The sequence below is a fragment of the Ruegeria sp. C8 genome, from assembly GCF_056537565.1.
On the sequence record NZ_JBQFRV010000010.1, the window covers coordinates 166723 to 190682 of the forward strand.

23 protein-coding genes and 1 tRNA gene are annotated in these 23960 nt (G+C 57.3%); 10 read left to right on the top strand and 14 right to left on the bottom strand.

Annotation, left to right across the window (positions count from 1 at the left end; all coding sequences use genetic code 11):
* Positions 1-732 precede the first annotated feature (732 nt).
* Positions 733-2151 (bottom strand): ShlB/FhaC/HecB family hemolysin secretion/activation protein, encoded by a 1419-nt coding sequence (locus ACR0KL_RS14670; RefSeq protein ID WP_170679019.1) that lies wholly within the window; start codon positions 2149-2151, stop codon positions 733-735.
* A gap of 250 nt (positions 2152-2401) precedes the next feature.
* Entirely contained in the window at positions 2402-2701 is a 300-nt protein-coding gene (locus ACR0KL_RS14675) for a hypothetical protein (protein ID WP_170550033.1), read from the bottom strand.
* A gap of 393 nt (positions 2702-3094) precedes the next feature.
* On the opposite strand from ACR0KL_RS14675, the gene ACR0KL_RS14680 reads away from it, so the two are divergent.
* Entirely contained in the window at positions 3095-3610 is a 516-nt protein-coding gene (locus ACR0KL_RS14680; RefSeq protein ID WP_480777194.1) for a DUF805 domain-containing protein, read from the top strand.
* Between the two features lie 74 nt (positions 3611-3684).
* Positions 3685-4455: a hypothetical protein gene (locus ACR0KL_RS14685; protein WP_170679015.1), complete on the top strand. Its 771-nt coding sequence runs from the start codon at positions 3685-3687 to the stop codon at positions 4453-4455.
* A gap of 20 nt (positions 4456-4475) precedes the next feature.
* Here ACR0KL_RS14685 and ACR0KL_RS14690 read toward each other — a convergent pair whose 3' ends face one another.
* Positions 4476-5369, bottom strand: coding sequence for a helix-turn-helix domain-containing protein (locus ACR0KL_RS14690; protein ID WP_170679013.1), 894 nt, complete (start codon positions 5367-5369; stop codon positions 4476-4478).
* 342 nt (positions 5370-5711) lie between these two features.
* Here ACR0KL_RS14690 and ACR0KL_RS14695 point away from each other — a divergent pair, with 342 nt between their 5' ends.
* From ACR0KL_RS14695 to ACR0KL_RS14705, 3 genes are all read left to right on the top strand, one after another.
* Positions 5712-7370 carry a sulfatase-like hydrolase/transferase gene (locus ACR0KL_RS14695; RefSeq protein WP_480555017.1) on the top strand — a complete coding sequence of 553 codons (1659 nt, stop codon included), beginning with the start codon at positions 5712-5714 and terminating at the stop codon, positions 7368-7370.
* 67 nt (positions 7371-7437) lie between these two features.
* Entirely contained in the window at positions 7438-8298 is an 861-nt protein-coding gene (locus ACR0KL_RS14700; RefSeq protein ID WP_170679011.1) for a tyrosine-protein phosphatase, read from the top strand.
* 166 nt (positions 8299-8464) lie between these two features.
* On the top strand, positions 8465-9121 hold the full coding sequence (locus ACR0KL_RS14705; protein ID WP_480555019.1) for a lipid-binding SYLF domain-containing protein: 657 nt from the start codon (positions 8465-8467) through the stop codon (positions 9119-9121).
* 164 nt (positions 9122-9285) lie between these two features.
* On the opposite strand, the gene ACR0KL_RS14710 is transcribed toward ACR0KL_RS14705, so the two are convergent.
* The 5 genes from ACR0KL_RS14710 to ACR0KL_RS14730 form a co-directional block, all read right to left on the bottom strand.
* Positions 9286-9819 (bottom strand): GNAT family N-acetyltransferase, encoded by a 534-nt coding sequence (locus ACR0KL_RS14710; RefSeq protein WP_170679009.1) that lies wholly within the window; start codon positions 9817-9819, stop codon positions 9286-9288.
* Positions 9816-10370 carry a helix-turn-helix domain-containing protein gene (locus ACR0KL_RS14715; protein WP_480777195.1) on the bottom strand — a complete coding sequence of 185 codons (555 nt, stop codon included), beginning with the start codon at positions 10368-10370 and terminating at the stop codon, positions 9816-9818. The genes ACR0KL_RS14710 and ACR0KL_RS14715 overlap by 4 nt, the downstream gene beginning before the upstream one ends.
* 119 nt (positions 10371-10489) lie before the next feature.
* On the bottom strand, positions 10490-11506 hold the full coding sequence (locus tag ACR0KL_RS14720) for a Fe(3+) ABC transporter substrate-binding protein (RefSeq protein WP_170679005.1): 1017 nt from the start codon (positions 11504-11506) through the stop codon (positions 10490-10492).
* Between the two features lie 203 nt (positions 11507-11709).
* Positions 11710-11835, bottom strand: coding sequence for a type B 50S ribosomal protein L36 (ykgO, locus tag ACR0KL_RS14725; RefSeq protein WP_008755722.1), 126 nt, complete (start codon positions 11833-11835; stop codon positions 11710-11712).
* A gap of 91 nt (positions 11836-11926) precedes the next feature.
* Positions 11927-12001, bottom strand: a tRNA-Val gene (locus ACR0KL_RS14730).
* Positions 12002-12148: 147 nt separating this feature from the next.
* Here ACR0KL_RS14730 and ACR0KL_RS14735 point away from each other — a divergent pair.
* Positions 12149-13009 (top strand): N-formylglutamate amidohydrolase, encoded by an 861-nt coding sequence (locus tag ACR0KL_RS14735; protein ID WP_170550009.1) that lies wholly within the window; start codon positions 12149-12151, stop codon positions 13007-13009.
* A 3-nt stretch (positions 13010-13012) separates the two neighbouring features.
* Here the strand turns inward: ACR0KL_RS14735 and ACR0KL_RS14740 are convergent, their stop codons facing one another.
* Together ACR0KL_RS14740 and pyrF are read right to left on the bottom strand one after the other, a co-directional pair.
* Positions 13013-14266, bottom strand: a complete 1254-nt coding sequence (locus ACR0KL_RS14740) for a DNA polymerase IV (RefSeq protein WP_170679003.1) — start codon at positions 14264-14266, stop codon at positions 13013-13015.
* A 388-nt stretch (positions 14267-14654) separates the two neighbouring features.
* Positions 14655-15359 (bottom strand): orotidine-5'-phosphate decarboxylase, encoded by a 705-nt coding sequence (gene pyrF, locus ACR0KL_RS14745; protein WP_170679001.1) that lies wholly within the window; start codon positions 15357-15359, stop codon positions 14655-14657.
* 139 nt (positions 15360-15498) lie between these two features.
* Between pyrF and ACR0KL_RS14750 the strand changes: the two genes are divergently transcribed.
* Entirely contained in the window at positions 15499-15816 is a 318-nt protein-coding gene (locus ACR0KL_RS14750; protein WP_480777196.1) for a hypothetical protein, read from the top strand.
* On the opposite strand, the gene ACR0KL_RS14755 is transcribed toward ACR0KL_RS14750, so the two are convergent.
* Complete coding sequence (locus ACR0KL_RS14755) at positions 15786-16370, bottom strand: isopropylmalate isomerase (protein WP_170641757.1); 585 nt, start codon at positions 16368-16370, stop codon at positions 15786-15788. The two genes, ACR0KL_RS14750 and ACR0KL_RS14755, sit on opposite strands and share 31 nt — an antisense overlap.
* 191 nt (positions 16371-16561) lie before the next feature.
* On the opposite strand from ACR0KL_RS14755, the gene clpB reads away from it, so the two are divergent.
* Positions 16562-19180 carry an ATP-dependent chaperone ClpB gene (clpB, locus tag ACR0KL_RS14760; protein ID WP_170678999.1) on the top strand — a complete coding sequence of 873 codons (2619 nt, stop codon included), beginning with the start codon at positions 16562-16564 and terminating at the stop codon, positions 19178-19180.
* Positions 19181-19300: 120 nt separating this feature from the next.
* Here the strand turns inward: clpB and ACR0KL_RS14765 are convergent, their stop codons facing one another.
* The 3 genes from ACR0KL_RS14765 to ACR0KL_RS14775 all read right to left on the bottom strand — a co-directional run bounded on the left by ACR0KL_RS14765 (position 19301) and on the right by ACR0KL_RS14775 (position 21949).
* On the bottom strand, positions 19301-19900 hold the full coding sequence (locus ACR0KL_RS14765) for an NAD(P)H-dependent oxidoreductase (RefSeq protein WP_170678996.1): 600 nt from the start codon (positions 19898-19900) through the stop codon (positions 19301-19303).
* A gap of 145 nt (positions 19901-20045) precedes the next feature.
* Positions 20046-20861: a cyclase family protein gene (locus ACR0KL_RS14770; RefSeq protein ID WP_170678994.1), complete on the bottom strand. Its 816-nt coding sequence runs from the start codon at positions 20859-20861 to the stop codon at positions 20046-20048.
* A gap of 128 nt (positions 20862-20989) precedes the next feature.
* A complete protein-coding gene (locus tag ACR0KL_RS14775; RefSeq protein WP_480777197.1) occupies positions 20990-21949 on the bottom strand; it encodes a hypothetical protein in 960 nt (319 codons plus the stop codon).
* 198 nt (positions 21950-22147) lie between these two features.
* Between ACR0KL_RS14775 and msrP the strand changes: the two genes are divergently transcribed.
* Both msrP and msrQ read left to right on the top strand, forming a co-directional pair.
* Positions 22148-23050 (top strand): protein-methionine-sulfoxide reductase catalytic subunit MsrP, encoded by a 903-nt coding sequence (msrP, locus tag ACR0KL_RS14780; RefSeq protein ID WP_480777198.1) that lies wholly within the window; start codon positions 22148-22150, stop codon positions 23048-23050.
* Between the two features lie 3 nt (positions 23051-23053).
* Entirely contained in the window at positions 23054-23668 is a 615-nt protein-coding gene (gene msrQ / locus ACR0KL_RS14785) for a protein-methionine-sulfoxide reductase heme-binding subunit MsrQ (RefSeq protein WP_170678988.1), read from the top strand.
* The last annotated feature ends 292 nt before the right edge of the window (positions 23669-23960 follow it).

Sequence of the window (23960 nt, forward strand, 5' to 3'; positions counted from 1 at the left end):
TTCTGATGTCCTGGGACGGCTACATGAGTTGCCGTGGGTCTTGGCGTCAACTGTGGAACCTGGCCAGGAACCGCAATGGGAACCTGATTAGGAGTCGCGGTTGGGACAAGCTGTGGCACAGCAGTTTGACCGGTAGGCTGAGGCGGGATCTGACCAGGAACGGCGACAGGTATTTGGTTGGGTGTCGCTGTTGGCACAAGGGGCGGCACATTAGGTTGAGGCGGAACCTGACCAGGGACAGCTATCGGAACTTGATAAGGAGTCGCAGTCGGAACTTGCGGCGGCACATTAGCCAATGGCGGAACCTGATTGGGAACGGCTGTCGGAACCTGGTTTGGTGTTGGATTTGGCACCAAGGGCGGAGCGAGCGTCGGCGCTACGATCGGCGTTGGAACTTGACCGGGAATCGCTATTGGCGTCGCGACAGGAACCCGACCGGGAATTGCATTCGGGACCGCGCCCGGCGCAAGGACCGGCACAGCAACGGAGGTGGGCGTTTGCGGCGTTCCCTGAGGTGGCAACTGATTTGCCACCGGCTGCGTTGGACCGGAAATTTGATTGCCTGCCCCTTGCCCGCCGGCCTGCCCGCATCCTTGGCTCGATTGGTGTGGGTTCCCTACGCCACGGCACCACCCGTAATGATTGCCGCGGGCGACGACCTGCGTGGCGGCCAGCTCCGCGACCAAACAAGCTGCGGAAAGTAAAACAATGTGGTTCCGTTTCATAACATCCTCACCAACTTGTTGTCAGAGCAAGATACGCGCCAGGATCACCAGAGTCAGTCAACGGACCGTCTCTCAAAGGGACACCGACATATCCGGACAGGAATAGGTTTTGCTTAAACTCAATGTCCAAACCCAGACCTGTCGAGGCCAGTGTAGTATTGTCGACTTCAAAACTCGCAGGGTCATTGTTCGAGATATAACCCACGTCGAAAAAGACAAAAGGCGTTAAGCGATGAATGCTTTGGGAACTTGGAAAATAGGAGTGAGACACTTCGAAAACCGCGGAAATCCCGGAATCACCATCCACTTCGTCAAACCGATATCCACGCAAAGCATAACGATCACCAAGGAAGTACTCCTCGACCGAGGGCAGCCGGTCGGTGGTGTACTGCCCCCAAATCTCAGTGCGCCAAGCTGTGTTGGGCGACAAGCTCGTAAGCGGGCTTTCGTACCCGATGCCGGCCCGCAGATGCCAGAACGAAGAATCTCCGTCGTCAAAATTCGCGTCTGTCGTGTCGTTGTCATTATCACCAAAAGACAAGGTTAGCCCCGCTTCCAGAGCTTGTCCTTTTGGATAGTTTTGCCCGTAAAGATATGTGAGGCCAACGACACTCGCGTCACTGGACAATGGAACGCCGCCACTGACTGAGTCCGCTTCGGAAAGGCGATAATCCAGCAGAAGATAACCATAGCGGGCCACATCGCGGATCACGGGGTAACCCAACGCGACGGTGAAGTTCTCGCCATCAACATCTGTTCTTGCAAAATCACCCGAGAGGTCACGTTTTGCGTTTATGTTTCCGTAGAAAATCTCACCGTACAGACCATTGCTGTTCAGCGGCGTGCGATAGGTAACAGCGCCCCACAATGAGTGTTCGTCGTCTTTGTCCCAATTGTAGTTGCCTGACCCCTCAAATCGAAGCAAATCCCCGACGGTCAGCGTCGAATAAAATTCTTGTACGATATAGAAGCTGAGCGCTTCTCCAAGCTCACGCGGAGGGTTGTCGAGTGTCGCGCTGCCGGCTTGTTTGCGCAAAGGCTCTCCCAATACCCTCAGCCGAGCACCAGCTTGATCCGGGTAATCAAGTTCGGTCGACACGTCCAAGTCGGGTATGTCCTCGGCCAACATAACGGCCCGCTCAAATCGTTTGAGAGTTATGGGATATGCGGTGGTGAGGGGGCGAAAGATCTTTTCCAAGGTTTGGAACGTGCGCGTATCTACACCTTCAATTTCGATGGTTTGAATACGCCCTTCATCAACAACAATGCTCTGCCCATCGGGACCAGGCCAGGCTTCAGCCAAGAAGTAACCGTCCTCTCGGTAGATCTGCGTTATCGTTGATGCGACATCCGCCGCTGTGATGCGCCCCGACCGATCAAAGGCCAACTGACCTGCAAACGTTAACAGCTCATCCGTATCATACACCGTTACGCCGCTGACAGAGTGCTGAGATGCTATGTCCCAGGTTTGGGCCAAGCTGTATTTTGGGACTGATACAATGGCCACAAAAGTGCAGATGATCGCAAATACAACCGAGTGTGATACGGGCATTTTCCACAACCTTAGCATGATTGAGCAAGTTAAAGCCCAATCCTATTACGAGGTTAGAATGTTTGAGCTTACCGGTATTCAAATTTGATCACGACTGGTGCTTTCGAGATACACGGCGAGCAGACTACAATGCGCCTTCGTCGCCCAGGAACTCGATACCAGCCGTCGCGCCATCGGTGTAAGCAATACAATTCCAAGGAGCGCGATCCTCACCAACACCGACAGTGACTTGTGTTCCAGCTTCGCTAAACGCGGACGAGAGAACAACGACTTGCGAATTGTTCGTGGTTTTGGCCACATCTCGCAAACATGCCTGCTGAGCAGGTGTGGGTTCGGCAGATGCGCCCGACGTGCTCGTTTCGTCACATGCCGCAAGCAATGCAAACAAAGTTGTGCCTGCAATCATCACTGTCTTTTTGGTCATTTTCTTCTCCATCAGGGTCCTTCGAACTTAATGAATTTGGACACTCCTTTTTGAAGCGCCCGCTTCTATTCAGCCAATTGAGTACAGCTCGATCCGGTGCCCACCTTTCCCAAAACCTTGTCGCCAACGGATTGGTCGGCAGAACGATATTGAGTTGATTGCCGGGGCCGATAACAACGGGGGTCAAATAAAGCTTAGTCGAATTCGCATGTTTGAATCTTATTTTTCATAAATCAACATTTTTTCCGCGCGTAAATTTCGCTACCTTCTTGAAAGATAGGTTTTTGGCGTTCAAACAAAAATAGAAGGCGGGAAAACCCAGAAGGGCGAAGGTGTGCTTTTGGGTCCGCGAGGCGTTCTGAGGCCGCGCAGAAACGAAGAAAGGATTGAAAAATGGGATTTGGTGAAGCCGTCAAAACGTGTTTCTCGAAATACTTCCAGTTCTCCGGTCGGGCTATACGCTCAGAATACTGGTGGTTCTTCTTGTTTGTGGTGCTCGTGAGTGCTGCTTTGGCTGTGCTGGACACGATCCTATTCGGGACCGACCCCGAAACGGGGCAGGGATCTCGGGTTCTGTCCTCTGTTTTCCAACTGGCCGTTTTCATACCAATGCTGGCCGCCGGTTGGCGGAGGTTGCATGATACAGGACGACCTGGCTGGTACTTGCTACTGCCGATTGCGCTCAGCATTACAACGCTTTTTGTTTTGCTGGGTGGGGTGGCGTTCTTTTCGGTATTGGAGCAAGGGACCGAAAATCCCGATGCATTGCGAGGACCTGCGGCCGTCCTGGGCGTTACCGGTATTGTTGTTGTCTCAATTCTTCAATTGGTTCTGTCTATCCTGATGATCTGGTGGCTGACGCGACCTTCCCAAGAAGGCGCAAACGAATACGGCGCACCTGTTTCCTAACTTTTTCGCCCGGGTAACGGGCCGGAAACCCTGGCTGAATGACAGTACGAACCACAACACCATGGAGAGAGAAAATGAGTTTCAAAACGATTTCCATTGGAACACTGATGATGGCAATGGCGACCACAGCATCAGCGGAGTGGTCGTTCAACTCCGGGCCTAACCCTAATGCTTTTATTCAAACCGGAAACATGACGCTGGAACTTCAGTGTAATCGTATCCGCTTTGCTCCGGCCGGATATGAGGACAGCCAGGACATTGTGGAAAAGCAGGGGCTCTCCATTCGATTTTTGAAGAACGGCACCACCGAAGTTGGCGCATTTCAGGTTGGCGCCGAAAACGCTGCCTTGCAGATCGTCGACAATTATCCTGTCGAGGTCAGTTTCAATAGTCAGGAGGATTATGGTTTTGTACTGGACCAACTTGCGGCCAATGCTTCAGTTAATCTGTCGATGATCGATCAAGATGTCAGCTACGGAATCTTTGACTTGAAAGGTTCCAGCGCGGCAATTCGTTCCCTTCGTTCCGCCTGCGATTCAGGTGCTAGCAAGGGGGCCTCCTACGAACCCCCAGAAGGTATCGTCTATTGTGGTGGCGGAGCGGTAGAGCGAGTCATCGAACCCGTAATTTTGGACAACCCGGAGGGAGAATGGGACGCGCGAGTAACGGTCAACGGCGAGTCGATCAGAGCCATGACTGCCTACAGTTACTTCGGAGACTATGAGCCGCCGGCAGGATTTGTCGTTGCCCTGCTTGGGGAAGACAGATCCGAGTTTCTGATTTTTAGCGAAGGCTCGGCAAACTGGCTGGAATACGGGGACTACAGGTATGATCAATGCAATTGATGCCCCCTCCAGCTGGCACCTCATTTAGTTTCCGAAGGCAGCTCACCGAAAAAAAGTCGATAGTCTTTCGCAAACTGACCCATATGCCAAAACCCGCGGCGGTTGGCAGCATCCGCTATTGAGCCATCGAAGGATCTGTTCAGCAGGTCCTCGCGAACCCGGTTCAGCCGAAGCCGCATGTAATACGACTTCGGGCCAAGGCCGAACTGTTCCTTGAAGGCGCGGTCCAATGTGCGCCACGAGGCCGCGCACTCCTTGCAGATTTCCTCGATCGAGATCGGGTCCTCCAGATTGGCAAGCATCAGATCAATTGCACGGCTCAGGGCGCGCCGTCTGGTTTCGGCCTGGCTTTTGTCAAAATGCGCGTCCGTGTCGGTCAGGATCTTGAGGGCCTCAAGCATAAGCGCCTCTTCAGTGTCCTGAGACCAGTTGGCAGTCGCGTCGTTCAGCAATCGGACGACAGCCCTCTGAATTCGTGCCATGCTGGCCAACCCTGCTGTGGTGCCCAGTTTGCGGGCTTCCGGTTCGTCGCCCGCCAGATGAAATCCGCATCTTTTGGCCAGCTTTTCCAGCCTTTCGGTTTTAAATGAAACAACACTTCCCGAAAATCCTGCGGTCGTGATGCCGTCAAAGCCATCCCGATCACCGAAGACTAGAAAGGCGCTGTCCGTGACGTCTTTGGCCTGCCATTTTTCGATTGAGCCGCGCATGGGGATACCAAATGTCTTCCATCCGTCCGGCGAAACACCACGCTGGTGGACGCGCTGGTTCATCGAGATGTTGAGGGCAGAAACAGCCTGTCCTGAACGCACGGTTATCGCTGTGGACAACCGACCGGGATCGAGCTGCCGAAAGTCGATCTCCCAAGGCGTGAGCTCTCCGATTCTGTTTGGATGATCAAGAGATAGGGCCATCGCCGGTGACGCTCCGCCCCAACCGGACGGCGCCGCGTTTCGCATATTTGGCGAATTCTTGATGTGGTCCACCCCCAGATCCTGACAGTTTACCGGTAATGTAACGAATTCGATAGGTGGAATGTCAAGTGAAGCCGGAGTCTTCAAGCGATACGATAATGGGCCGCCCTCGGCTACCGAAGGGGGATGCCCGATCCGAACGTGTGGTGACGTTCCTGACGCCTTCAGAACATTGCCAGCTTTCAGAGCTGGCAAAACGGTCAAATCAATCCCTTTCCGCGAAATGCCACGAACTGATCGTTCAGGCGTTGGAATCTACGAGTGTCAAAAGGAGGTCCGAGAGTGACTAGAGCCTTAGGTAAGACCGGTGTCGCAGCCTGTGTGTTTGCAATGATGAGCGTCGTGCCAGCGATCGCGCAGCAAGATGCGATCGTTCATGATGGTGAGTTCGAATTCCTGCGGGCCCAGTTCGGGGATCAATGGGATGCGCAGGATGCTGAGATTGAGGCCAGGTTGGCCGAGATCCGCGAGGCCAATGACGGCAAGCCTCCGAACTTTCTGTATATTCTTATCGACGACATCAGCTTCGGCCAGATGGGCGAGCGCAAGATGAACTATGTGATGGGGATCGAGACCCCAAATATCAACGACTTTGCCAGTGAAGGCATGTCGCTGATGCGCATGTATACGGAACCCTCCTGCACACCAACACGCACGGCTATGCTGACTGGTCGGCACCCGATCCGGGCCGGTGTTGAAGAGGTCAAGGTTGCTCTGGTCGGCGAGGGACTGCCCGCAAGCGAGGTGACGCTGCCAGAGATCCTGAAACAGGCCGGGTACAACACCTCGCATGTGGGCAAGTGGCATCAGGGTGATATCGAGGAAGCCTATCCGCACAATCAGGGCTTTGACTACGCCGCCTTTCCGCTGCACCAGCAGGTGCAACTCAGCCTGATGACCCGCGAGGCCATGCAGGCCAACAACATGCTGGGATATCATCCCTCGGGGCAGAACAACCAGTTTCTGCTGGATGAACGGTTCAAGCCCTATGGTCTGGTCACCGGTGTCGAGGCACAGGCAGGCGGCACCGCGCGCGAGGTTGACATGGAAGCGGGCGAAGAATGGACGCAGGCCAAGTACGAACAGATGAACGAACGCTATCAGGTGCAGGCACTGGAGCAGCTTGAACAAGTTGCCGCGCAGGATGAGCCGTTCTTTCTGCAATACTGGCCGCTCTACCCGCTGAACTTCGCATATCCGGATCAGGCGCTGTCGCGGAACGGCGGCTTCCATGCCGACAAGCTGCAACTGCTCGATGGCTGGATCGGAGAGGTGCTGGCCAAACTGGATGAGACCGGCGAGGCCGACAATACAATTGTTATGATTATGGCGGATAACGGGTTGATGTATCACTACGAGGGGACCTCGGGCCTGAACCAGTTGATCTATCGCGGCGGCAAGACCCAGCATCTTGAGGGCGGCGTCCGCACCGATGCCTTCATCCGCTGGCCCGGAGTGATTGAAGCCGACAGTGCTGCCGGTGACATCTTTCACGTCTCGGATATCTACACGACGATGGCCCGCATCGCAGGTGCAACGGATTTCATCCCGCGCGACCGAGTGATTGACGGTATCGACCAGACCGCCCTGCTTCTTGAGGGTGAGGGCAATGGCCGCCGCGACTACGTGTATGTCTATGAGGGGCCGGTTCTGCGTTCGGTCGTTAAGCAAGAGTTCAAGATGCATCTGCCCGCGCCTGGCGCCCCCGGGGCTGCGGCGCCGACCTATAACGTCTATCGCGACCCCCGCGAAGAACACCCGCTGGTTGGATACTCTCTTTGGGCCGGTGCCTCTTTCCAGGATATGATCAAGCGCCATCAGAAAATGATCGCCAAATATCCGAACTCCGAGATCGGCAAAGATATCCCCTATGGCGGCATCGAAAACCTGCGCCCCGAAAGCCAAGAGGCCCGCGAGGTGTTCATGAGCTGGCAAGAATAGCCTTCAACGGCGCGCCCTTCGGGGCGCGTCGATCACGGTCCCGTTCGACACAGCAATGGAGAGAGACATGATACTATTCAGATCTATCGGTGCTGCGACCCTGCTGTTTGTTGCCGGTGCCTTTCATCCTGTTCTTGCAGCCGAAGATCGTGCCATCCCGCTAAAGGGTGTCTTGAATACACGCGATCTGGGTGGCCTGGAAACACAGGACGGTCGCACCGTACGGGCAGGGCAGCTCATCAGATCCGGTGAGATCGACCAGATCAGCGCAACCAGCATGCAGCGCTTGGATGACATGGGTGTCAGCGCAATCGTTGATTTGCGAACAACGTCCGAAGCAACGGCGCATCCCGCGCAATGGCCCGAAGGAGAGGGCCCCGCGCGCCATCACTTCCCAGTGATGGAGAATGAAAGCCAGATGATTGATGAGATGCGTGCCAGCATCAAGGCGGGCACGGCAACCGAAGCAGAAACAGATGGTTTGTTCTTAGGGGCCTTTGGCTATATCGCAACTGACTACACCGAAGAGTATCGAGATCTGTTCGACGTGTTGCTGGACCAGCCCGAGGGTGAGGCGGTTCTGTATCATTGTTCGGGCGGCAAGGATCGTACCGGTGTCGCGACTGCGCTTGTTTTGACAGCGCTTGGTGTTTCCAAAGACGAGATCCAATCGGATTTCATGATGAGCAATACGCTAAAGGACGCGGACAACAAGGCCCAACAGATCGCGGCCGAGGTCAATGCGGCCGAAGGGACAAATATGACGCCGGATGCAGTCTGGCCGTCGTTGGGGGTGCGAGAGGCCTATCTTGATGAGTTCTACAAGAGCGTTGAGGCTAGCTATGGCTCGGTCGACGACTACCTTCGCCAGGGGCTGGGGCTGACGGATGCGGATTTTGAAACCCTCCGCAACCGGTATCTGAACTAGGCTGGCGGCGAAAATTTACTTGTGAAAACAATCGGTCGAAGGCTGGCGGTTTCGGACACCAAAGCCATGCGAAGCAAGCGTTCGTACCACATGCTAGCCAACGGGTTTTCACCGCGAAGGGTCTCAGGTACGATTCTGCAAAAAACAAAACCGAGAGGAGGAAGAAGTGCTGCGCTTTATGCCTTTGGCTTTCATCGCGATGGTGGTTTTTTTCCACCTTTCAAGCAGTTCAACTGCCAACGCTCAGAACTTCTTAGACAAAGTGACAGAAGGGGTTTCTGATGCGGCCAAAAAGGTTGGGGATGTCGCTGAATCGGCAGGCGAGACCGTACTGCATGCAGCGGACGGTGCGACTGCGTCCGAGATCGACGCCAGTGTAGATGCAGCACTGGCGCAACTTCTCGCGAGTTCCCCTGAGGCGGCAGATCTGTCCAACAAAGCGGTCGCTATTTTGGTTTTTCCCAGGATCACCAAAGGCGGCCTGATGGTTGGAGGTCAGTTTGGAGAAGGCGCGATGCGCGAAAACGGCGTCACGACCGGGTACTACAATATTGCCGGTGCGTCCTATGGTTTTCAGGCTGGCATTCAGCATTTCTCTTACGCTCTGTTTTTCCTCAACTCCGACGCCCTTGCCTATATGCAGAACAACGATGGGTGGGAGGTCGGCAGTGGTCCCACGCTCGTTGGCGGTGACGAAGGCTGGTCGGCATCGATGGGAACAAACGATCTGCAGGGCGACATCGTGCCAATCATCTTTGGGCAAGAAGGGCTTATGGCAGGCGCCGGTCTTCAGGGCACTAAGATCACCAAGATCGAAAAGTGAACTGCGGGGTGACTGCGTTACACATGCAAGGATCGCTCATTTCTTGATACGAGGCACCCATGGCCTCTGTTCAAATAGTCCCGCTTGATCTGTCGCGAGGGTCGCCTGCTTTCCGTCCGAAAACCTGACGACCTGGACAGATCAACTCAAAGTGCTTCTCCGGTCTATGGCTTTTGCGCTTGGTTGAGGTCTTTGAACATGAAGGTTGTCGCCTCCAGTGTGGGTTCGAACGGGTGGCGGCAATAATTCGGAATCTCTCCTGCGGTTTGAAAGCCAAGGCCTTGGTAGAGAATCCGCGATGGGTCGGTGCTGCGCGTATCGAGCACAAGCGTTGTTCTGCCCAGCTCAGATGAGCGAGCGAAGAGCGCGTTCATCAAGCTGCGCCCCAGGCCCTGGCGTCGCGCATCGGGATGGACCAAAAGCTTGGCGACATCGGCGCGGTGCGGCTGATTGGGCATTGAGGCCGGAATCAACTGTACCGTCCCACGGATACGCCCTCCGCTTTCCGCAACAAACAGGTCCAAGGCCCCTGCGCGCAGTTCAGGGCGAACGCGAGTCTCCCAATAGCGCTGGGCGTCTGCGTGGTGGAACGGCAAGATGAACCCGATACTCGCGCCCGCATGCACGCAACCATGCAGGATCTCGGTCAGGTCATTGAGCGCCGCGTCGAAGGTGGCATCGGTCAGTCGTGTGATCATATCAGCACCAGCATGTAGCGCGCGCCCCGGGTGGCGCCGGTTTCAAATTGTGTTGGGCCGGATAGATGGTATCGCAGGCAGTCACCTCCACCGAGCGTATGCGCGGTGCCGTCCACGGTGAGCGTTAGGCTTCCATCCAGAACGATCAGGTGGTGTTCCTGCCCCGGTTTCGGAGGCGTTTCGTACCGAACCACCGTATCCGGCGGCAGGTGGCATTCCAGCACCTCACCGCCCAACCCGGTTGAAGGGGGTGAGACGGATCGGCGCGTGAACCCTGTTTCCGGATCCTGCCATTCGGGTTGCCGTTCAAACGGGACCTTGGGGTCGAAACTCTCCTCGACCATCATCAGCAGACGCGACATTGGCAAACCGTAAGCGGCGCAAAGTCGGCCGAGTGTTTCTGCCGTCGGGCTGACCCCAGCCTTTTCCATACGCGACAGGGTTGCCCGGCTGACGCCGCTACTGTCCGCCAGCCGATCCAATGACCAGCCGCGGCTTTGGCGCAGCTCTTTCAGGCGAATGGCAAGGCGGTTTGCGAGGGAATCCAGCATTGATCAATTATGAGAGAAACTACCGTATATGAGAATAGTAGCCTTAAAATATAATATTGCAAAAGAAAAAGGGCGCGGAATTTACTGCGCCCTTTATACTTCCTAGGTATGGAGGACTCTTACTTCCAGCCAACCTCGTTAAAGGTCTTCTGCGCTTCGGGCAGGTTCTTGGCGACGGCCGACAGATCAACATCGTCTGCTTTGAAATCGCCCAGCTCGGCCACGGACTCGGAAACCGCGACGCCCTCGACCGTTGGGTATTCGTCGTTGCCGGCCGAGAAATACTGCTGCGCTTGATCGCTCGCCAGGTATTCCAGGAACTTGATGGCGTTGTCCTTGTGGGGCGCATTTGCGGCAACTCCGCCACCCGACAGGTTCACATGCGCGCCATTGCCGTCCTGATCCGGGAACACCCAGCCGATCACGTCACGCTCGGCCGAGACGCCATCGACGTCTTTCCGGATTGCGCGGGCAAAATAGTAGGTGTTGGACACGGCAAGGTCACACTCACCCGAAACGACGCCGCGCAGTTGGTCAGTGTCACCGCCTTGCGGGTCACGCGCCATGTTGGCCACGACGCCCTCGGCCCAGGTTTTGGCCGCTTCGGAACCGGCGTTTTCGATGATCGAGGCCAGCAGGGTCTGGTTGTAGACATTGGTGCTGGAGCGGATGCACAGCTGGCCCTTGTATTTGGGGTCCGCCAGATCAGCATAGGTTTGCGGCGGCTCAGTGACCGCGTTCTTGTTGTAGAAAATAATGCGCGCCCGCTGCGAGAAACCGAACCACTGGTTGTCGCTGTCCTGCAGGTTCGACGGGATACGCTCTTCCAGAACCGCGCTGTCGATGGTTTGCAGCACGCCCGCATTCTTCGCACGCTCAAGCCGCGAAGTGTCGACGGTCAGCAGAATATCGGCGGGGGAGTTCACACCCTCGGCTTCCATACGCGCGATCAGCTCGTCTGCCTTGCCTTCGATTCGGTTAATGGTGATGCCAGTTGCATCCTCGAAATCCGAATAGAGGCGCTCGTCGGTGTCGTAGTGGCGCGACGAATAGATGTTCAGCTCGCCTTCTGCTGCTGCGGATGTGGCGACCATGGCTGCAAGGCCAGCCGCGATACAGGTCGTGGATTTAAACATGATTGCTCCCAACATTGAGTATTCCACCGGGGTAAACCCGAGTTAAACACTCAATTAACGCATTGGATTTGGTTTGCAAGCGAAACCCGACAAAAATCGTGCGACATATGGGGCGCTTTGGTTAGCGACGCTGAACGAAGCCAACAGGCACAAAAAAAACCGCACCCAAAGGCGCGGTTCTTTCGAAGAGATATGTGCAGTTCTTAGCCCTGGCGAGCTTTGAACTTGCGCTGCGTCTTGTTGATCACGTAGACGCGGCCTTTGCGACGCACAATACGGCAATCACGGTGCCGGTTCTTGAGCGAGCGGAGCGAGTTCTTGACCTTCATGGGTCTGTCTCCAATCTGCGGCGCCTTCATCAAAGACGTGGCCAGCGCCTGGGTTTGTCGGGTGCCTCGGCGAGCCGAAGCAGTGAATAGATGGTGGGCGGTACAAGGATCGAACTTGTGACCCCTTCGATGTCAACGAAGTGCTCTACCGCTGAGCTAACCGCCCACGTCCCTTTGCGTGTCCTGCCCCATAACGAAATGGGGCGCGGATACCCGCGCCGGTAGCGGGGTCTATAAAAGGAGTCGCAAAGGGGTTCAAGGGGTTTGGAAGAACTATTTTCCAGTCTATGTTAATCCTGAACACGGAGAGACCATGAAGAACCCTTCCTATTTTCTGGATATGCCCGAAAACCGCAGTTCATGCGTGGTTTTTTCATCGCCGCATAGCGGCCGTGACTATCCAGAGGCGTTTCTGAAGCGTTCGGTTTTGGGGTCTGATGTGATTCGATCCTCGGAAGATGCCTTTGTGGATCAACTCTTTGCCTCGGCCTCGGATTTTGGGGCGCCGCTGATCAAGGCGGCGATGCCACGGGCTTATCTGGACCTTAACCGCAGCGCGGATGAGCTGGACCCGGCCTTAATTCAGGGTGCCAAACGGCAAGGGCACAATCCGCGCGTGGCCTCGGGGCTTGGGGTGATTCCCCGCGTGGTGGCAAATGGGCGGGCGATTTATCGCGGCAAACTGACCATGGATGAGGCGCGCCTGCGCATCGACACCTATTGGCGGCCCTATCACAGCCGCCTCAAGGCCCTGCTGGCGGAGTCACATGCGAAATTCGGGCAGGCGATTCTGGTCGATTGCCATTCGATGCCACATGAGGCGGTGGCCATGGCCAGCACCGCGCGCAACACACGCCCCGAGATCGTGCTGGGCGATCGTTTCGGTGCATCGGCATCAACCGAGATCGTGGACCGAATTGAGGCTGCCTTTTCCACGGCCGGATTGGTCGTCGCGCGGAACGCGCCCTTTGCTGGGGCTTATGTGACCCAAACCTACGGCCGCCCCGGTCGTCAACAACACGCGATTCAGGTTGAGATCGACCGCTCGATCTACATGAACGAAGATACGATCTCGCCCAATGCCAATTTCATGGCGTTCTCCAAGATACTGCGGCAAGTGATCGCCGAGATTGCCGAGATCGGTTCCGAACCGCAGCGGCTGGCGGCGGAATAGGCGCTACCGCAGCGCGCGGCCTTTCACAATTGCATCACTTCCGAACCGTTTGCGAATCTCATCCGTAGCGCGCTCGGCCTGAGACCTGCGCGTCGCATTGGGGTCCAGCAAGTCGCCCGAGATATCTGCCTGCTCCGCCGGGCACAGATCCGACAACCCGCATCCCAACAGACGATAGGGACCCTGATCTCCCACCTGATCAAACAGCCCGCGCGCCGTTCTATAGATGCGATCCGCGATCTGAGTTGCATCGCGCAGCGAAACGCGGCGCGTGATGATCTTGTGATTGGCCTTTTTAAGCTTCAGCGTTACCACCCGGCCCGCCAGATCCTTGGCCTTGGCCCGGTCAGAGACTTTCAGCGCCATGCGCCACAGATGCCCATCCAGTATCTCGAGGCGGGAGGTGTCTTCGAAAAACGTGGTTTCGTTGCTGATCGACTTCATCGGTTCATGGGCCGATACCCGGCGCTTGTCCTGACCGCGTGCCAGATGCCACAGGCGATACCCCATCGATCCGAACCGCGCGGTCAGCGCCTCCTGATCCCAGCGCAGCAGGTCCGAGAAGGTACGGATCCCAGCGCGTTCCAACGACTCCTGCGCTGCCGGGCCGATGCCCCAGATCAGCCTTACGGGTTTGTCGTGCAGGAAGTCAGCCGTCTCGGCCTTCCCGATCACGGAAAACCCACGCGGCTTGTCCAGGTCCGAGGCGACCTTGGCCAGAAACTTGTTGTGGCTTAACCCGATGGAGCCGGTCAGCCCCAGCTCATCCTTCATGCGCTTGACCAGACGCGCCAGCATCACCGCTGGCGGCGCGCCATGCAGACGTTCGGTGCCGGACAGATCGAGGAATGCCTCATCCAGCGACAAGGGTTCGACCTTGGGAGTCAGTTCATCCATCATCGCACGGATCTGACGGGATACCTCGACGTAGACCGACATGCGCGGTTTGATCACCACGGCGTCCGGACACAGTTGCAGCGCTTTGAACATCGGCATGGCCGAGCGCACGCCTCGGATGCGCGCCACGTAACAAGCGGTTGAGACGACCCCGCGTCTCCCGCCACCCACAATCACTGCCTTGTCCGCCAATTCAGGATTGTCGCGCTTTTCAACCGAGGCATAGAACGCGTCGCAATCCATATGTGCAATCGACAGATCAAACAGCTCGGGATGCGATTTCAGCCGCGGGCTACCGCAGGACGGGCATCGCGGCGCGTCCGGGAAACTGGTCAGGCATTCGCGGCAGATCGTGGGCATGGTTGCTTTTCCCGACCCGAAAAGGGTGGCTGCGGGTGTTCGGAGCTATAGTGTCTATCGGCTTTCGCGTGAACGCAACAGAGGCTTCGACAGTCTTCAGAAATCTGGCGGTTTGAGCAGAAAGTTGGACTGTCAAGAAAACCCCCCGCTTGGGGCGGGGGGAAGGTAACGAACCACAGGAAGAGGTAGTTCGTTGGGGAGTAACTCCGCCCCAGAATCGCTCAAAACGCTATATTTAGATAGGTGGCCGCGTTATTCCCTAAAACTTGTGCCAGGTTTGTGTGTTTTCGGGCACAGGGGGAAATCAGGGGAATATTCCCACTGTTGACCTAAGGTAAAGAAATCACTGCTGTTTCGGACGTCTGAGACGCTGAATCCCCGTCCGCGATCAATGGCGTGTCAATGATTTTAACTCGACCAGAACGGCCTCGGCTGCGGCTTTCGGGTCCTCCGCCTGATAGATAGGACGCCCGACAACAATATGATCCGCCCCATCTCCGATCGCACTGGCCGGCGTTGCGACGCGCTTTTGATCGCCCAGAGCAGCCCCGGCAGGGCGCACGCCCGGTGTCACGATCAACCGGCCCTCGGCCTGGGGCAGGGCGCGGATCAGCGCGGCCTCTTGTGGGCTGGCGATCACGCCATCTGCCCCGGCCTCCAGCGCTTTGGCCGCGCGCTCAACCACCAGATCCTGCACGTCGCCTGCCTTCAACAGGCTGGCATCCAAATCATCGCGGTTGAGCGAGGTCAGGATGGTGACTGCAAGGATTTTCAGGTCCTTGCCGGATGCGCCTTCTTTTGCCGCTCGCACCACATGCGGGTCGCCATGGACGGTCAGGAAATCCAGATCGAACTGCGCCAGACCACGCACAGCGTTTTCTACCGTGTTGCCAATGTCGAACAGCTTCATGTCCAAAAAGATGCGCTTGCCATGGTCCTGTTTCAGCTCATTGGCCAGAGCCAGACCACCGCCCGTCAGCATTCCCAGCCCGATCTTGTAGAACGACACCGCATCACCCAACCGTTCGGCCATCGCCAAACCTTGCAGAGCGTTAGGAACGTCAAGGGCTACGATCAGGCGGTCATCGGACATGTTGGGTCTCCTTGCTGGCAAACGACTGCCTCCTAGCGGGTTCGGGCGCAACTGTCCATGCAGGTCCGTCCAATCGAAAGAGGATGATCTGTGTTACAGTGGCTCAAATCGACCAATAGCTCATATGAAGGGACAGAAGATGAGAAAGCTTGCCTTGCTCGGAGTTGCGCTGATGATGGGTGCCTGCGATGAACCCGCCTCAGGCGCATCTGACACAGGCGCGGCGCCCGCGCCGACCAATGACAACCTTCCTCTGGTCCGGGGCTACCGATCTGAGGATGATTGGTGCCAGCTTACAGGTGAGAGCGCCTTTACCGTCGAATTTCTGGATCACACCGCCGATCTTGTCTCGTGCCCGACCGGCAGCAGCGCTGAAAAATCCTTGGTCGAGACATATACGCTAGAGCCGGTGGCGCAAACCGGCGGCTATTCGGTATACTCCATTCCGCGTGGCTGACGGCGTCTGCCCACCCATGCTGCATTCGCCGCAATCAGGGCGATTCCGGACAGTTCCAGAAGCCAGTTCATTCGGATCGACATGATCTCGGCACCCAGAAAGGCATCGAAGTTGTGAAACCCGGCGGCGCGGATCAGCACAAAGCAGATCAGGGTGACAAAGCCGATCAGGGCGATGCCGACCTCTCGCAAGTTTTTACGAAGGAACCAGAGGCTGACAAGTGAGACCCAGAAGCCGCTGAACACGACCACAATGATAAAGCCGATCTGGACCGACCTGCGATCCTCGTACCAACCTTGCATCTGCGATAGGCAGCGGGCGCTGGCCGTAAGCGCGGACTGCAGATCCAGCTGTTTATTTACCATCAGCGCAAAAAGCAGCAGCGCAAGGATCAGCCAAAACCACCGGACGTGGGAATTGCGCCTTGCGCGCAGGCACAGGAGCGCGGCAATACCGTATGCGGCAACCGTGAGCCAACCGATCACGCTTGGGTCGCCAATAGTGGGCGACCATTGTTCTGCAATGCAGCTGCGCAACGCAGTGGCTGAGATCATAAAGGCGCGCTCCTAAGACGGTTTTTTCGCAATTGACCGAGATTATTCAGGTTCCCAGCATGCATCATGTTATTCTGCCAAGACAATCTTGAATACACGCCGACATTACCCAAATTGAATGTGAGGCCTCAATCGACGCGTGCCGCCAAGCGGGCGCATCAAAACGGGGCGCTTGAGAAAAGGAGAATGCTATGGACTTGAACAAGTTCACCGAGCGGGCACGGGGATTCGTGCAGGCCGCGCAGACAATTGCGCTGCGCGAGGGGCACCAGAGACTGGAGCCCACACATATACTTAAGGCATTGATGGACGATGATCAGGGGCTGGCGAGCAACCTGATCACCCGCGCGGGCGGCGCGCCGAACCGCGTGGTTGAGGCCTTGGACGCCGCGATGGGGAAAATCCCGAAGGTCAGCGGTGACGCGAGCCAGATTTACATGGATGGCCAGACCGCCAAGGTTCTGGACGAGGCTGAGAAGATTGCCACCAAGGCGGGCGATAGCTTTGTGCCCGTGGAACGGGTGCTGATGGCTCTCTGCATGGTCAAATCCAAAGCCAAGGACGCTTTGGAGGCCGGGGCCGTTTCCGCTCAGAAACTGAACGAAGCCATCAATGATATCCGTAAGGGCCGCACCGCGGACACCGCTTCGGCGGAAGAGGGCTATGACGCGCTCAAGAAATATGCGCGCGATCTGACTGAGGCTGCGGCTGAAGGCAAGATTGACCCAATCATCGGGCGGGATGAGGAAATCCGACGCTCGATGCAGGTTCTGTCGCGCCGTACCAAGAACAACCCTGTTCTGATCGGGGAACCCGGCGTCGGTAAAACCGCGATTGCCGAGGGCATGGCCCTGCGCATCATCAACGGTGACGTGCCGGAATCGCTGAAAGATAAGAAGCTGCTTGCGCTCGACATGGGCGCGCTGATCGCTGGTGCAAAATACCGTGGTGAGTTCGAGGAACGCCTCAAGGCGGTTCTGACCGAGGTCACCGAGGCCGCCGGGGAAATCATCCTGTTCATCGACGAGATGCATACGCTGGTCGGCGCCGGTAAATCCGACGGCGCGATGGATGCCGCCAACCTGATCAAGCCTGCGCTTGCTCGGGGCGAGCTGCATTGTATCGGCGCGACCACGTTGGATGAGTATCGCAAATACGTGGAAAAAGACGCGGCCCTTGCGCGCCGGTTCCAGCCCGTGATGGTCACCGAACCGACCGTCGAGGACACGATCAGCATACTGCGTGGCATCAAGGAAAAGTACGAGCTGCACCACGGCGTGCGTATTTCGGATTCCGCATTGGTGTCGGCGGCGACCTTGTCGCATCGTTATATCACCGACCGGTTCCTGCCCGACAAGGCCATTGACCTTGTCGATGAGGCGGCGTCGCGGTTGCGGATGGAGGTGGACTCCAAGCCGGAAGAGCTCGATCAGTTGGATCGCCAGATCCTGCAGATGCAGATCGAGGAAGAGGCGCTGAAACTGGAAGACGACGCGGCCTCGAAGGATCGTCTGGAAACCCTGCAAAAGGATCTGGCCGATCTGCAGGAGCAATCGGCTGAGATGACCGCCCAGTGGCAGGCCGAACGTGACAAGCTCGCGGGTGCGCGTGATCTGAAAGAACAGCTCGACAAGGCGCGCGCTGATCTGGAAATCGCCAAACGCGAAGGCAATCTGGCAAAGGCAGGTGAGCTGTCCTACGGCATCATCCCCGAGCTTGAGAAAAAGCTGACCGAGGCCGAAAACGCCGAAAGCAACGCCATGATGGCCGAGGAAACGGTGCGCCCGGAACAGATCGCATCCGTGGTCGAACGCTGGACTGGTATCCCGACTGCCAAGATGCTGGAAGGGGAACGCGAGAAACTGCTGCGGATGGAAGACGATCTGCACTCCCGTGTGATCGGCCAGGATGCCGCCGTGACCGCCGTGTCCAACGCCGTGCGCCGCGCGCGCGCGGGCCTGAACGATGAAAACCGCCCGCTGGGCTCGTTCTTGTTCCTCGGGCCCACCGGCGTAGGTAAAACCGAACTGACCAAGGCCGTAGCGAACTTCCTGTTCGACGACGACAATGCGATGGTGCGCATCGACATGTCCGAGTTCATGGAGAAACACGCGGTTGCGCGTCTGATTGGTGCCCCTCCGGGCTATGTCGGTTATGACGAAGGCGGTGTGTTGACCGAAGCCGTGCGGCGCAGACCCTATCAGGTCGTGCTGTTCGATGAGGTTGAAAAGGCGCATCCGGATGTGTTCAACGTGCTGTTGCAGGTTCTCGATGATGGCGTACTGACTGACGGTCAGGGCCGTACCGTAGACTTCAAGCAGACGCTGATCATCCTGACGTCGAACCTCGGGTCTCAGGCGCTCAGCCAACTGCCCGAAGGTGCAGACAGCGCGCAGGCGCGGCGCGACGTGATGGATGCGGTCCGGGCACATTTCCGGCCTGAATTCCTGAATCGTCTGGATGAGACCATCATCTTTGATCGGCTCAAGCGGGCCGATATGGATGGCATCGTCGATATCCAGATGGCACGTCTGCAAAAACGTCTGGCGGCTCGCAAGATCGAGTTGGTTCTGGATGATGGCGCGAAACAGTGGCTTGCCGATGAAGGCTATGACCCGGTCTTCGGTGCGCGCCCGCTGAAGCGTGTGATCCAGCGCGCGTTGCAGAACCCCTTGGCCGAAGCGCTGCTGGCCGGTGAGATCAAGGATGGCGAAACCGTCCCCGTCACCGCTGGCGCTGAGGGCTTGATCATTGGCGACCGGCTGGGCACCTCAGACCGCCCCCGCCCGAATGATGCCGTGGTGCATTGATCAGAGCTAAATCAACACAAAGACCCGCGGCGATAGCGGGTCTTTCTTTGCCTCTTTTGTCTTAGATGAACGCCAAATGCTCAACCTCGTTTGGGGCTCTAAGCCTCTTTCGCGCTCCCATCAAATCGAGGGTGACCGAGGTGGCGGTAAGGTCAGGCCAGCGTTGTAGCTTTGCTCCAGCAGCGCTTCACGACGTTCTTTTGACCCTGTTGATCCATAGAGCATCTCCATCTTGCGTGGCGAAAACCCGAAATACCCGAATGTGCCCTGTGTCCAGAGTGTCTCTATAGCATTCAGATACCCGGCGTCCCTCATTTCGTCTGATCGTGCACCGGCGGGTATCAGCAAGACCCCGGATCTAGGTCGTTGCAGCGACTTTTCGCGATCGTCCAATTGATCATATGCCCAACCCCACGACCAGACGCGATCAACCCAACCTTTCATCATTGACGGCATCCCCCACCAGAACAGTGGAAAAGTCAGGCAGATCGCGTCTGCGCGAGAGACTCGTTCCTGTTCTGATTGAATGTCAGCGAGTGGCACGGACGTAGAATCCCTTTCAATGTCAGCCATGGACCAACGCGGATCGAAGCCCTCGGCATGCAGGTCAGCTAATTCAGTCGTATGACCGGCAGCCGTAGCACCATCTACGAACATCTGCGCTACGGCCGCAGTAAATGAGTCGGGGTTTGGATGATCGAGTACAGTTAAGACGTGCATGAAAGGGACTTTCTGAGGCAAGGTGGCTTTCCCGAGGCACGGTGCGCCCTCAAGCTAGCTTTTGGTCAAGCGCAAAGTCTGACAGCAGTGCGGATAAAGAAAGGCTCACCTGAATGGTGAGCCTTCGATTTGCGTATTTCCGTTCTCAGACCAGTGCAAATATCCGCGCCGGACCACCAGTGCCGCCTTTGTGTTTGGGGGCTCCGATCACCAGGGTGGCCCCGGCGGCTGGGACGCGGTCGAGATTGGCCAGACACTCGATCCCGAACCGGCCGGTGGGCAGCCAGGCGTAGTGGGTGGCGAAATCGGCGGACATGCCGTGATCCAGCGACAGCGTGTCGACCGCGATGGAGCGCGCGCCGGTTTCCTCCATCAGCATCTGGGCGGCCTCGACATGGAAGCCGGGATAGTGCTGCGCTTCTCCGTCGAAATTGCGAAACGCGTCGGTCGCCGTTTTTCCTCCCCAACCGGAGTGCATGGCGACGCAGGCGCCGTCAGGGATGTCTCCGTTCGCCGCGATCCACGCCTTGAGGTCATCAGGCGTCACGCGGGTATCGGCGTCTTCGGCGGCACGGGCGGCGATATCCACGACGCAGAGCGGTGCAACCAGATCGGTCACCGGGATCTCATCGACTGAGGTTCCGTCGGCCGAGAAATGCAGGGGCGCATCGATATGGGTGCCGGTATGTTCGTTGATCGACAGGTTGAACAGGTTGAACCCGTGATCCGCAAAGTTGAACGCCTGTTCGGCGGAGACGCCGGGTTCTCCTCCCCAAGTGGGAAACTCGGGGCTGAGGGTGTGGGTCATGTCCTCGACCCCACCATGCCCTGCGGCCAATGCCGCCGGAGCGCTCGCGCCCGTTGCGGCGGCTGCCATGCCAGTGGCTGCGGCGGCTTTGAAGAAGCTCCGCCGGGACAGCATCTTGTCTTTGACGGCATTCATTACGCAGATATCACACATTCGGTATCCTCCCTAATGGGCGGCAGGGTCGGGCGACCGGTGTCGCGGACCGTACCACCTGTCAGGCAGAGTGCCGCGCTGACCCCTTCTGTGTAAAGGGTGCTGTCTGTTGTGGCGCGCTGGGCGTCCTAGCGGAACTCACGGCTTTTACGCAGGGCGCGCAGCTCTTCCGAACTCATTTTTGGGCCTGAGCTGGTCGTGGCCTGCGGGGTGGGCTGAATCAATGTCTCAGTGCTTGGGGTCTTGCGCACGGTGCCACCGCTGAGGCGCAGATAGGCCAGAACCCCGCCGGCGCATTGATAGCTGAAGGCCCAACTGGCCAGAAGGGTATAGGCCACGACCGTTGCGATCATTGGCGCAGTGACTGAAAACGGAACCGCTCCGGTCGTCATCTCGCCGATCAATTGAACTTCGTCGACCAGAGTGCTCGGACCGTAGATTGCAGTAAGCCCGACGATAAACAGCGCAAAGAAAAAGACAGCACCGACAAAGCTGATCGCCACCACGGCGAAAAGCTGCAGAAAGAAAGCACCGAAATGGTTGAATGGCGTATAAGGGCGGCCATTGGGGTCCCGCCCGATCGAGGCCGCCGCAATCGGCACCAGAAACCCGGCCCTTAGCGCGCAGATCGCTGCAAAGAGCAGGATTACAACACCCGAGAACATCATGATATGCACGGGCGATAGGGTCGCGAAGAACGCGGCCGGGTCCTCGGGAACTCCGCCCCCTACGCTGACGGCACCGATGGAGAGCGCGGCGATCAGCGCGGCGGCCACACTGATCCCAATGGCTTCGACGGCGCCGTAGATAACCGCTGGAAAGACAAACTTGCGGTAACTGTTACTCGGAGAAACCTCGCAGGCCTGCAGGCCCAAACGGCTACCGACCAGCATTGGGATGACGCCCGAGGATGCGCCCACAAAGAACGAGATTAGAACCGACAGGCCCGGAATGAGCAGCCCGATCAGCGCGCTCAGTATACCGCCTATCAACCCGTAGACGATAAGCGCGACCAGCAGGACGGGAAAGACAATAATATAGCGCCACAAAACGGACAGCGAAAAAGGAAAGGCCTGAAATACGAGCACGGGACCAACTCTGATCAACTATTGGATGATTCCCGCATACTTGATTGAGACTGCTAGAACCAGCCGCCAAAAACGCCTTAGTCGCGGGCTGACGCAGTTGCGTTACAGTCTGTTCGCTCAATCGTGACGCCTGTTTCCTTGGCTCTGTGCTATCAGCGGACTACCTCACCCTGAGGCGGATTCACTACGGAGACCCAAATGGCGCATCGCTGGACCAACACTTTGACACATGCCGACGTCACCCCAAGGGCGGCGTTTCTGAACCGGCGGCAGGTTATGGCCGGGCTGGCAGGTGTCGGGCTGACCGCGATGGCCCGCCCTGCAGCTGCGCAACAAGCGCTGGAGCCGAACACCTGGGAAGAGATCACCGGCTACAACAATTTCTATGAATTCGGGACTGGAAAGGACGACCCGGCCAAATATGCCCATACCCTCGTGACCGAACCCTGGAGCATTCAGATCGACGGTCTGGTGGATCGCCCCGGCACCTATGACTTCAAGGACATCATGTCCGAGATGACAGTCGAAGAACGCATCTACCGCTTCCGCTGTGTCGAGGCCTGGTCGATGGTGATTCCGTGGAACGGGTTCGAACTGGCCGACCTGTTGAATATGGCGGGTGTGCAGGAGGGTGCGAAATACGTGGCCTTTGAGACCGCCTACCGTCCCGATGAGATGCCCGGTACGCGCTTCCCGATTCTGGAATGGCCCTACCGCGAGGGTCTGCGTCTGGATGAGGCGCTGCACCCGCTGACCATCATGGCGACAGGCATCTATGACCGTCCGATCCCGAACCAGAACGGCGCTCCGCTGCGGTTGGTGGTGCCGTGGAAATACGGGTTCAAGTCGATCAAGTCGATCGTGAAGATCACTCTGACCGAGGATGAGCCACCCACCAGCTGGAACATGTCCGCTCCGCGCGAGTATGGCTTCTATAGTAATGTGAACCCGAATGTGAACCATCCACGCTGGTCTCAGGCGTCCGAGCGCCAGATAGGTGGCGGTCTGTTTGCCAAGCGTATCCCGACCCTCATGTTCAACGGTTATCAACAAGAGGTCGCCAGCCTGTATGAAGGTATGGACCTCAAGGAATACTATTGAGCCATGCAAGCCGTGAACCAGGCCATACGCAAGATCCCCGTTTGGGCAGTCTATCTGGCCGGGGCCCTTCCGGCCCCTTGGTTCCTGTATCTTGCGCTCACAGGGGGGCTCGGGGTCGAGCCGATCACAGCGCTCGAACATAGGCTGGGTGAGCTGGCCCTGCAGCTGCTCATTCTTGGCCTGGCGGTAACCCCGCTGCGCCGGCATCTTGGCTTGAACCTTATGAAGTTCCGCCGAGCAATCGGCGTGCTGGCCTTTTCCTATGTCGCGCTGCACCTGCTGGTCTGGTTGGTGTTGGACGTTCAGCTGCTTGGCCAGATTTGGGCTGATATCCTCAAGCGGCCCTATATCACTGTCGGCATGGCGGGGTTCATTCTCTTGCTGCCTTTGGCGGTGACATCGAACAATTGGTCGGTGCGAAAACTTGGCCCGCGCTGGCGCAAGTTGCACAAACTGGTCTATCCGGCTGTTCTGCTTGGCGGTATCCATTATGTGATGCTGGCGAAGGGTTTCCAGCTCGAGCCACTTTTCTATCTCGCCGCGATCATCGGACTGCTGCTTGTGCGTCTGCCGATACCGGGCTTGCTGACTCGCCTGAAGCAGGCCGATTCCGCGTAAGCTTTGATCGAGTCTGTGGGCAACTGTGTGAACAATGATCTGAAGGCAGTGATTCCGGGTGGTCGGAGAGGTGATTGAGGGTGTTTGGGCAAAAGAACTTCTCGTTAAGTATCTGATTCTATGTTTTAAAATAGGGATTTGGAATTTTTCCCCACTTTTTTGCTTTTTCCACTTGCGGCTTTGTGGGGTAAACCTTAGAACCCCCTTCACCGGCGCTGCTGAGGCGCTGGGGCGCTGCTGAGGCGGCGGGGACGCTCAGGATAGACTGGGGGCATCTGAGGTTGAGTTTTAG

What these genes read in the sequence shown, in the direction of transcription:
- ACR0KL_RS14680 (WP_480777194.1), top strand. Translation starts at nt 3,095, where the DNA reads ATGGGATTTGGTGAAGCCGTCAAAACGTGTTTCTCGAAATACTTCCAG.
- ACR0KL_RS14675 (WP_170550033.1), bottom strand. Translation starts at nt 2,701, where the DNA reads ATGACCAAAAAGACAGTGATGATTGCAGGCACAACTTTGTTTGCATTG.
- ACR0KL_RS14700 (WP_170679011.1), top strand. Translation starts at nt 7,438, where the DNA reads ATGATACTATTCAGATCTATCGGTGCTGCGACCCTGCTGTTTGTTGCC.
- ACR0KL_RS14765 (WP_170678996.1), bottom strand. Translation starts at nt 19,900, where the DNA reads ATGCACGTCTTAACTGTACTCGATCATCCAAACCCCGACTCATTTACT.
- ACR0KL_RS14770 (WP_170678994.1), bottom strand. Translation starts at nt 20,861, where the DNA reads ATGTGTGATATCTGCGTAATGAATGCCGTCAAAGACAAGATGCTGTCC.
- ACR0KL_RS14715 (WP_480777195.1), bottom strand. Translation starts at nt 10,370, where the DNA reads ATGCTGGATTCCCTCGCAAACCGCCTTGCCATTCGCCTGAAAGAGCTG.
- ACR0KL_RS14740 (WP_170679003.1), bottom strand. Translation starts at nt 14,266, where the DNA reads ATGCCCACGATCTGCCGCGAATGCCTGACCAGTTTCCCGGACGCGCCG.
- msrQ (WP_170678988.1), top strand. Translation starts at nt 23,054, where the DNA reads ATGCAAGCCGTGAACCAGGCCATACGCAAGATCCCCGTTTGGGCAGTC.
- ACR0KL_RS14685 (WP_170679015.1), top strand. Translation starts at nt 3,685, where the DNA reads ATGAGTTTCAAAACGATTTCCATTGGAACACTGATGATGGCAATGGCG.
- ykgO (WP_008755722.1), bottom strand. Translation starts at nt 11,835, where the DNA reads ATGAAGGTCAAGAACTCGCTCCGCTCGCTCAAGAACCGGCACCGTGAT.
- ACR0KL_RS14735 (WP_170550009.1), top strand. Translation starts at nt 12,149, where the DNA reads ATGAAGAACCCTTCCTATTTTCTGGATATGCCCGAAAACCGCAGTTCA.
- pyrF (WP_170679001.1), bottom strand. Translation starts at nt 15,359, where the DNA reads ATGTCCGATGACCGCCTGATCGTAGCCCTTGACGTTCCTAACGCTCTG.
- ACR0KL_RS14750 (WP_480777196.1), top strand. Translation starts at nt 15,499, where the DNA reads ATGAGAAAGCTTGCCTTGCTCGGAGTTGCGCTGATGATGGGTGCCTGC.
- ACR0KL_RS14710 (WP_170679009.1), bottom strand. Translation starts at nt 9,819, where the DNA reads ATGATCACACGACTGACCGATGCCACCTTCGACGCGGCGCTCAATGAC.
- msrP (WP_480777198.1), top strand. Translation starts at nt 22,148, where the DNA reads ATGGCGCATCGCTGGACCAACACTTTGACACATGCCGACGTCACCCCA.
- ACR0KL_RS14755 (WP_170641757.1), bottom strand. Translation starts at nt 16,370, where the DNA reads ATGATCTCAGCCACTGCGTTGCGCAGCTGCATTGCAGAACAATGGTCG.
- ACR0KL_RS14720 (WP_170679005.1), bottom strand. Translation starts at nt 11,506, where the DNA reads ATGTTTAAATCCACGACCTGTATCGCGGCTGGCCTTGCAGCCATGGTC.
- ACR0KL_RS14690 (WP_170679013.1), bottom strand. Translation starts at nt 5,369, where the DNA reads ATGGCCCTATCTCTTGATCATCCAAACAGAATCGGAGAGCTCACGCCT.
- clpB (WP_170678999.1), top strand. Translation starts at nt 16,562, where the DNA reads ATGGACTTGAACAAGTTCACCGAGCGGGCACGGGGATTCGTGCAGGCC.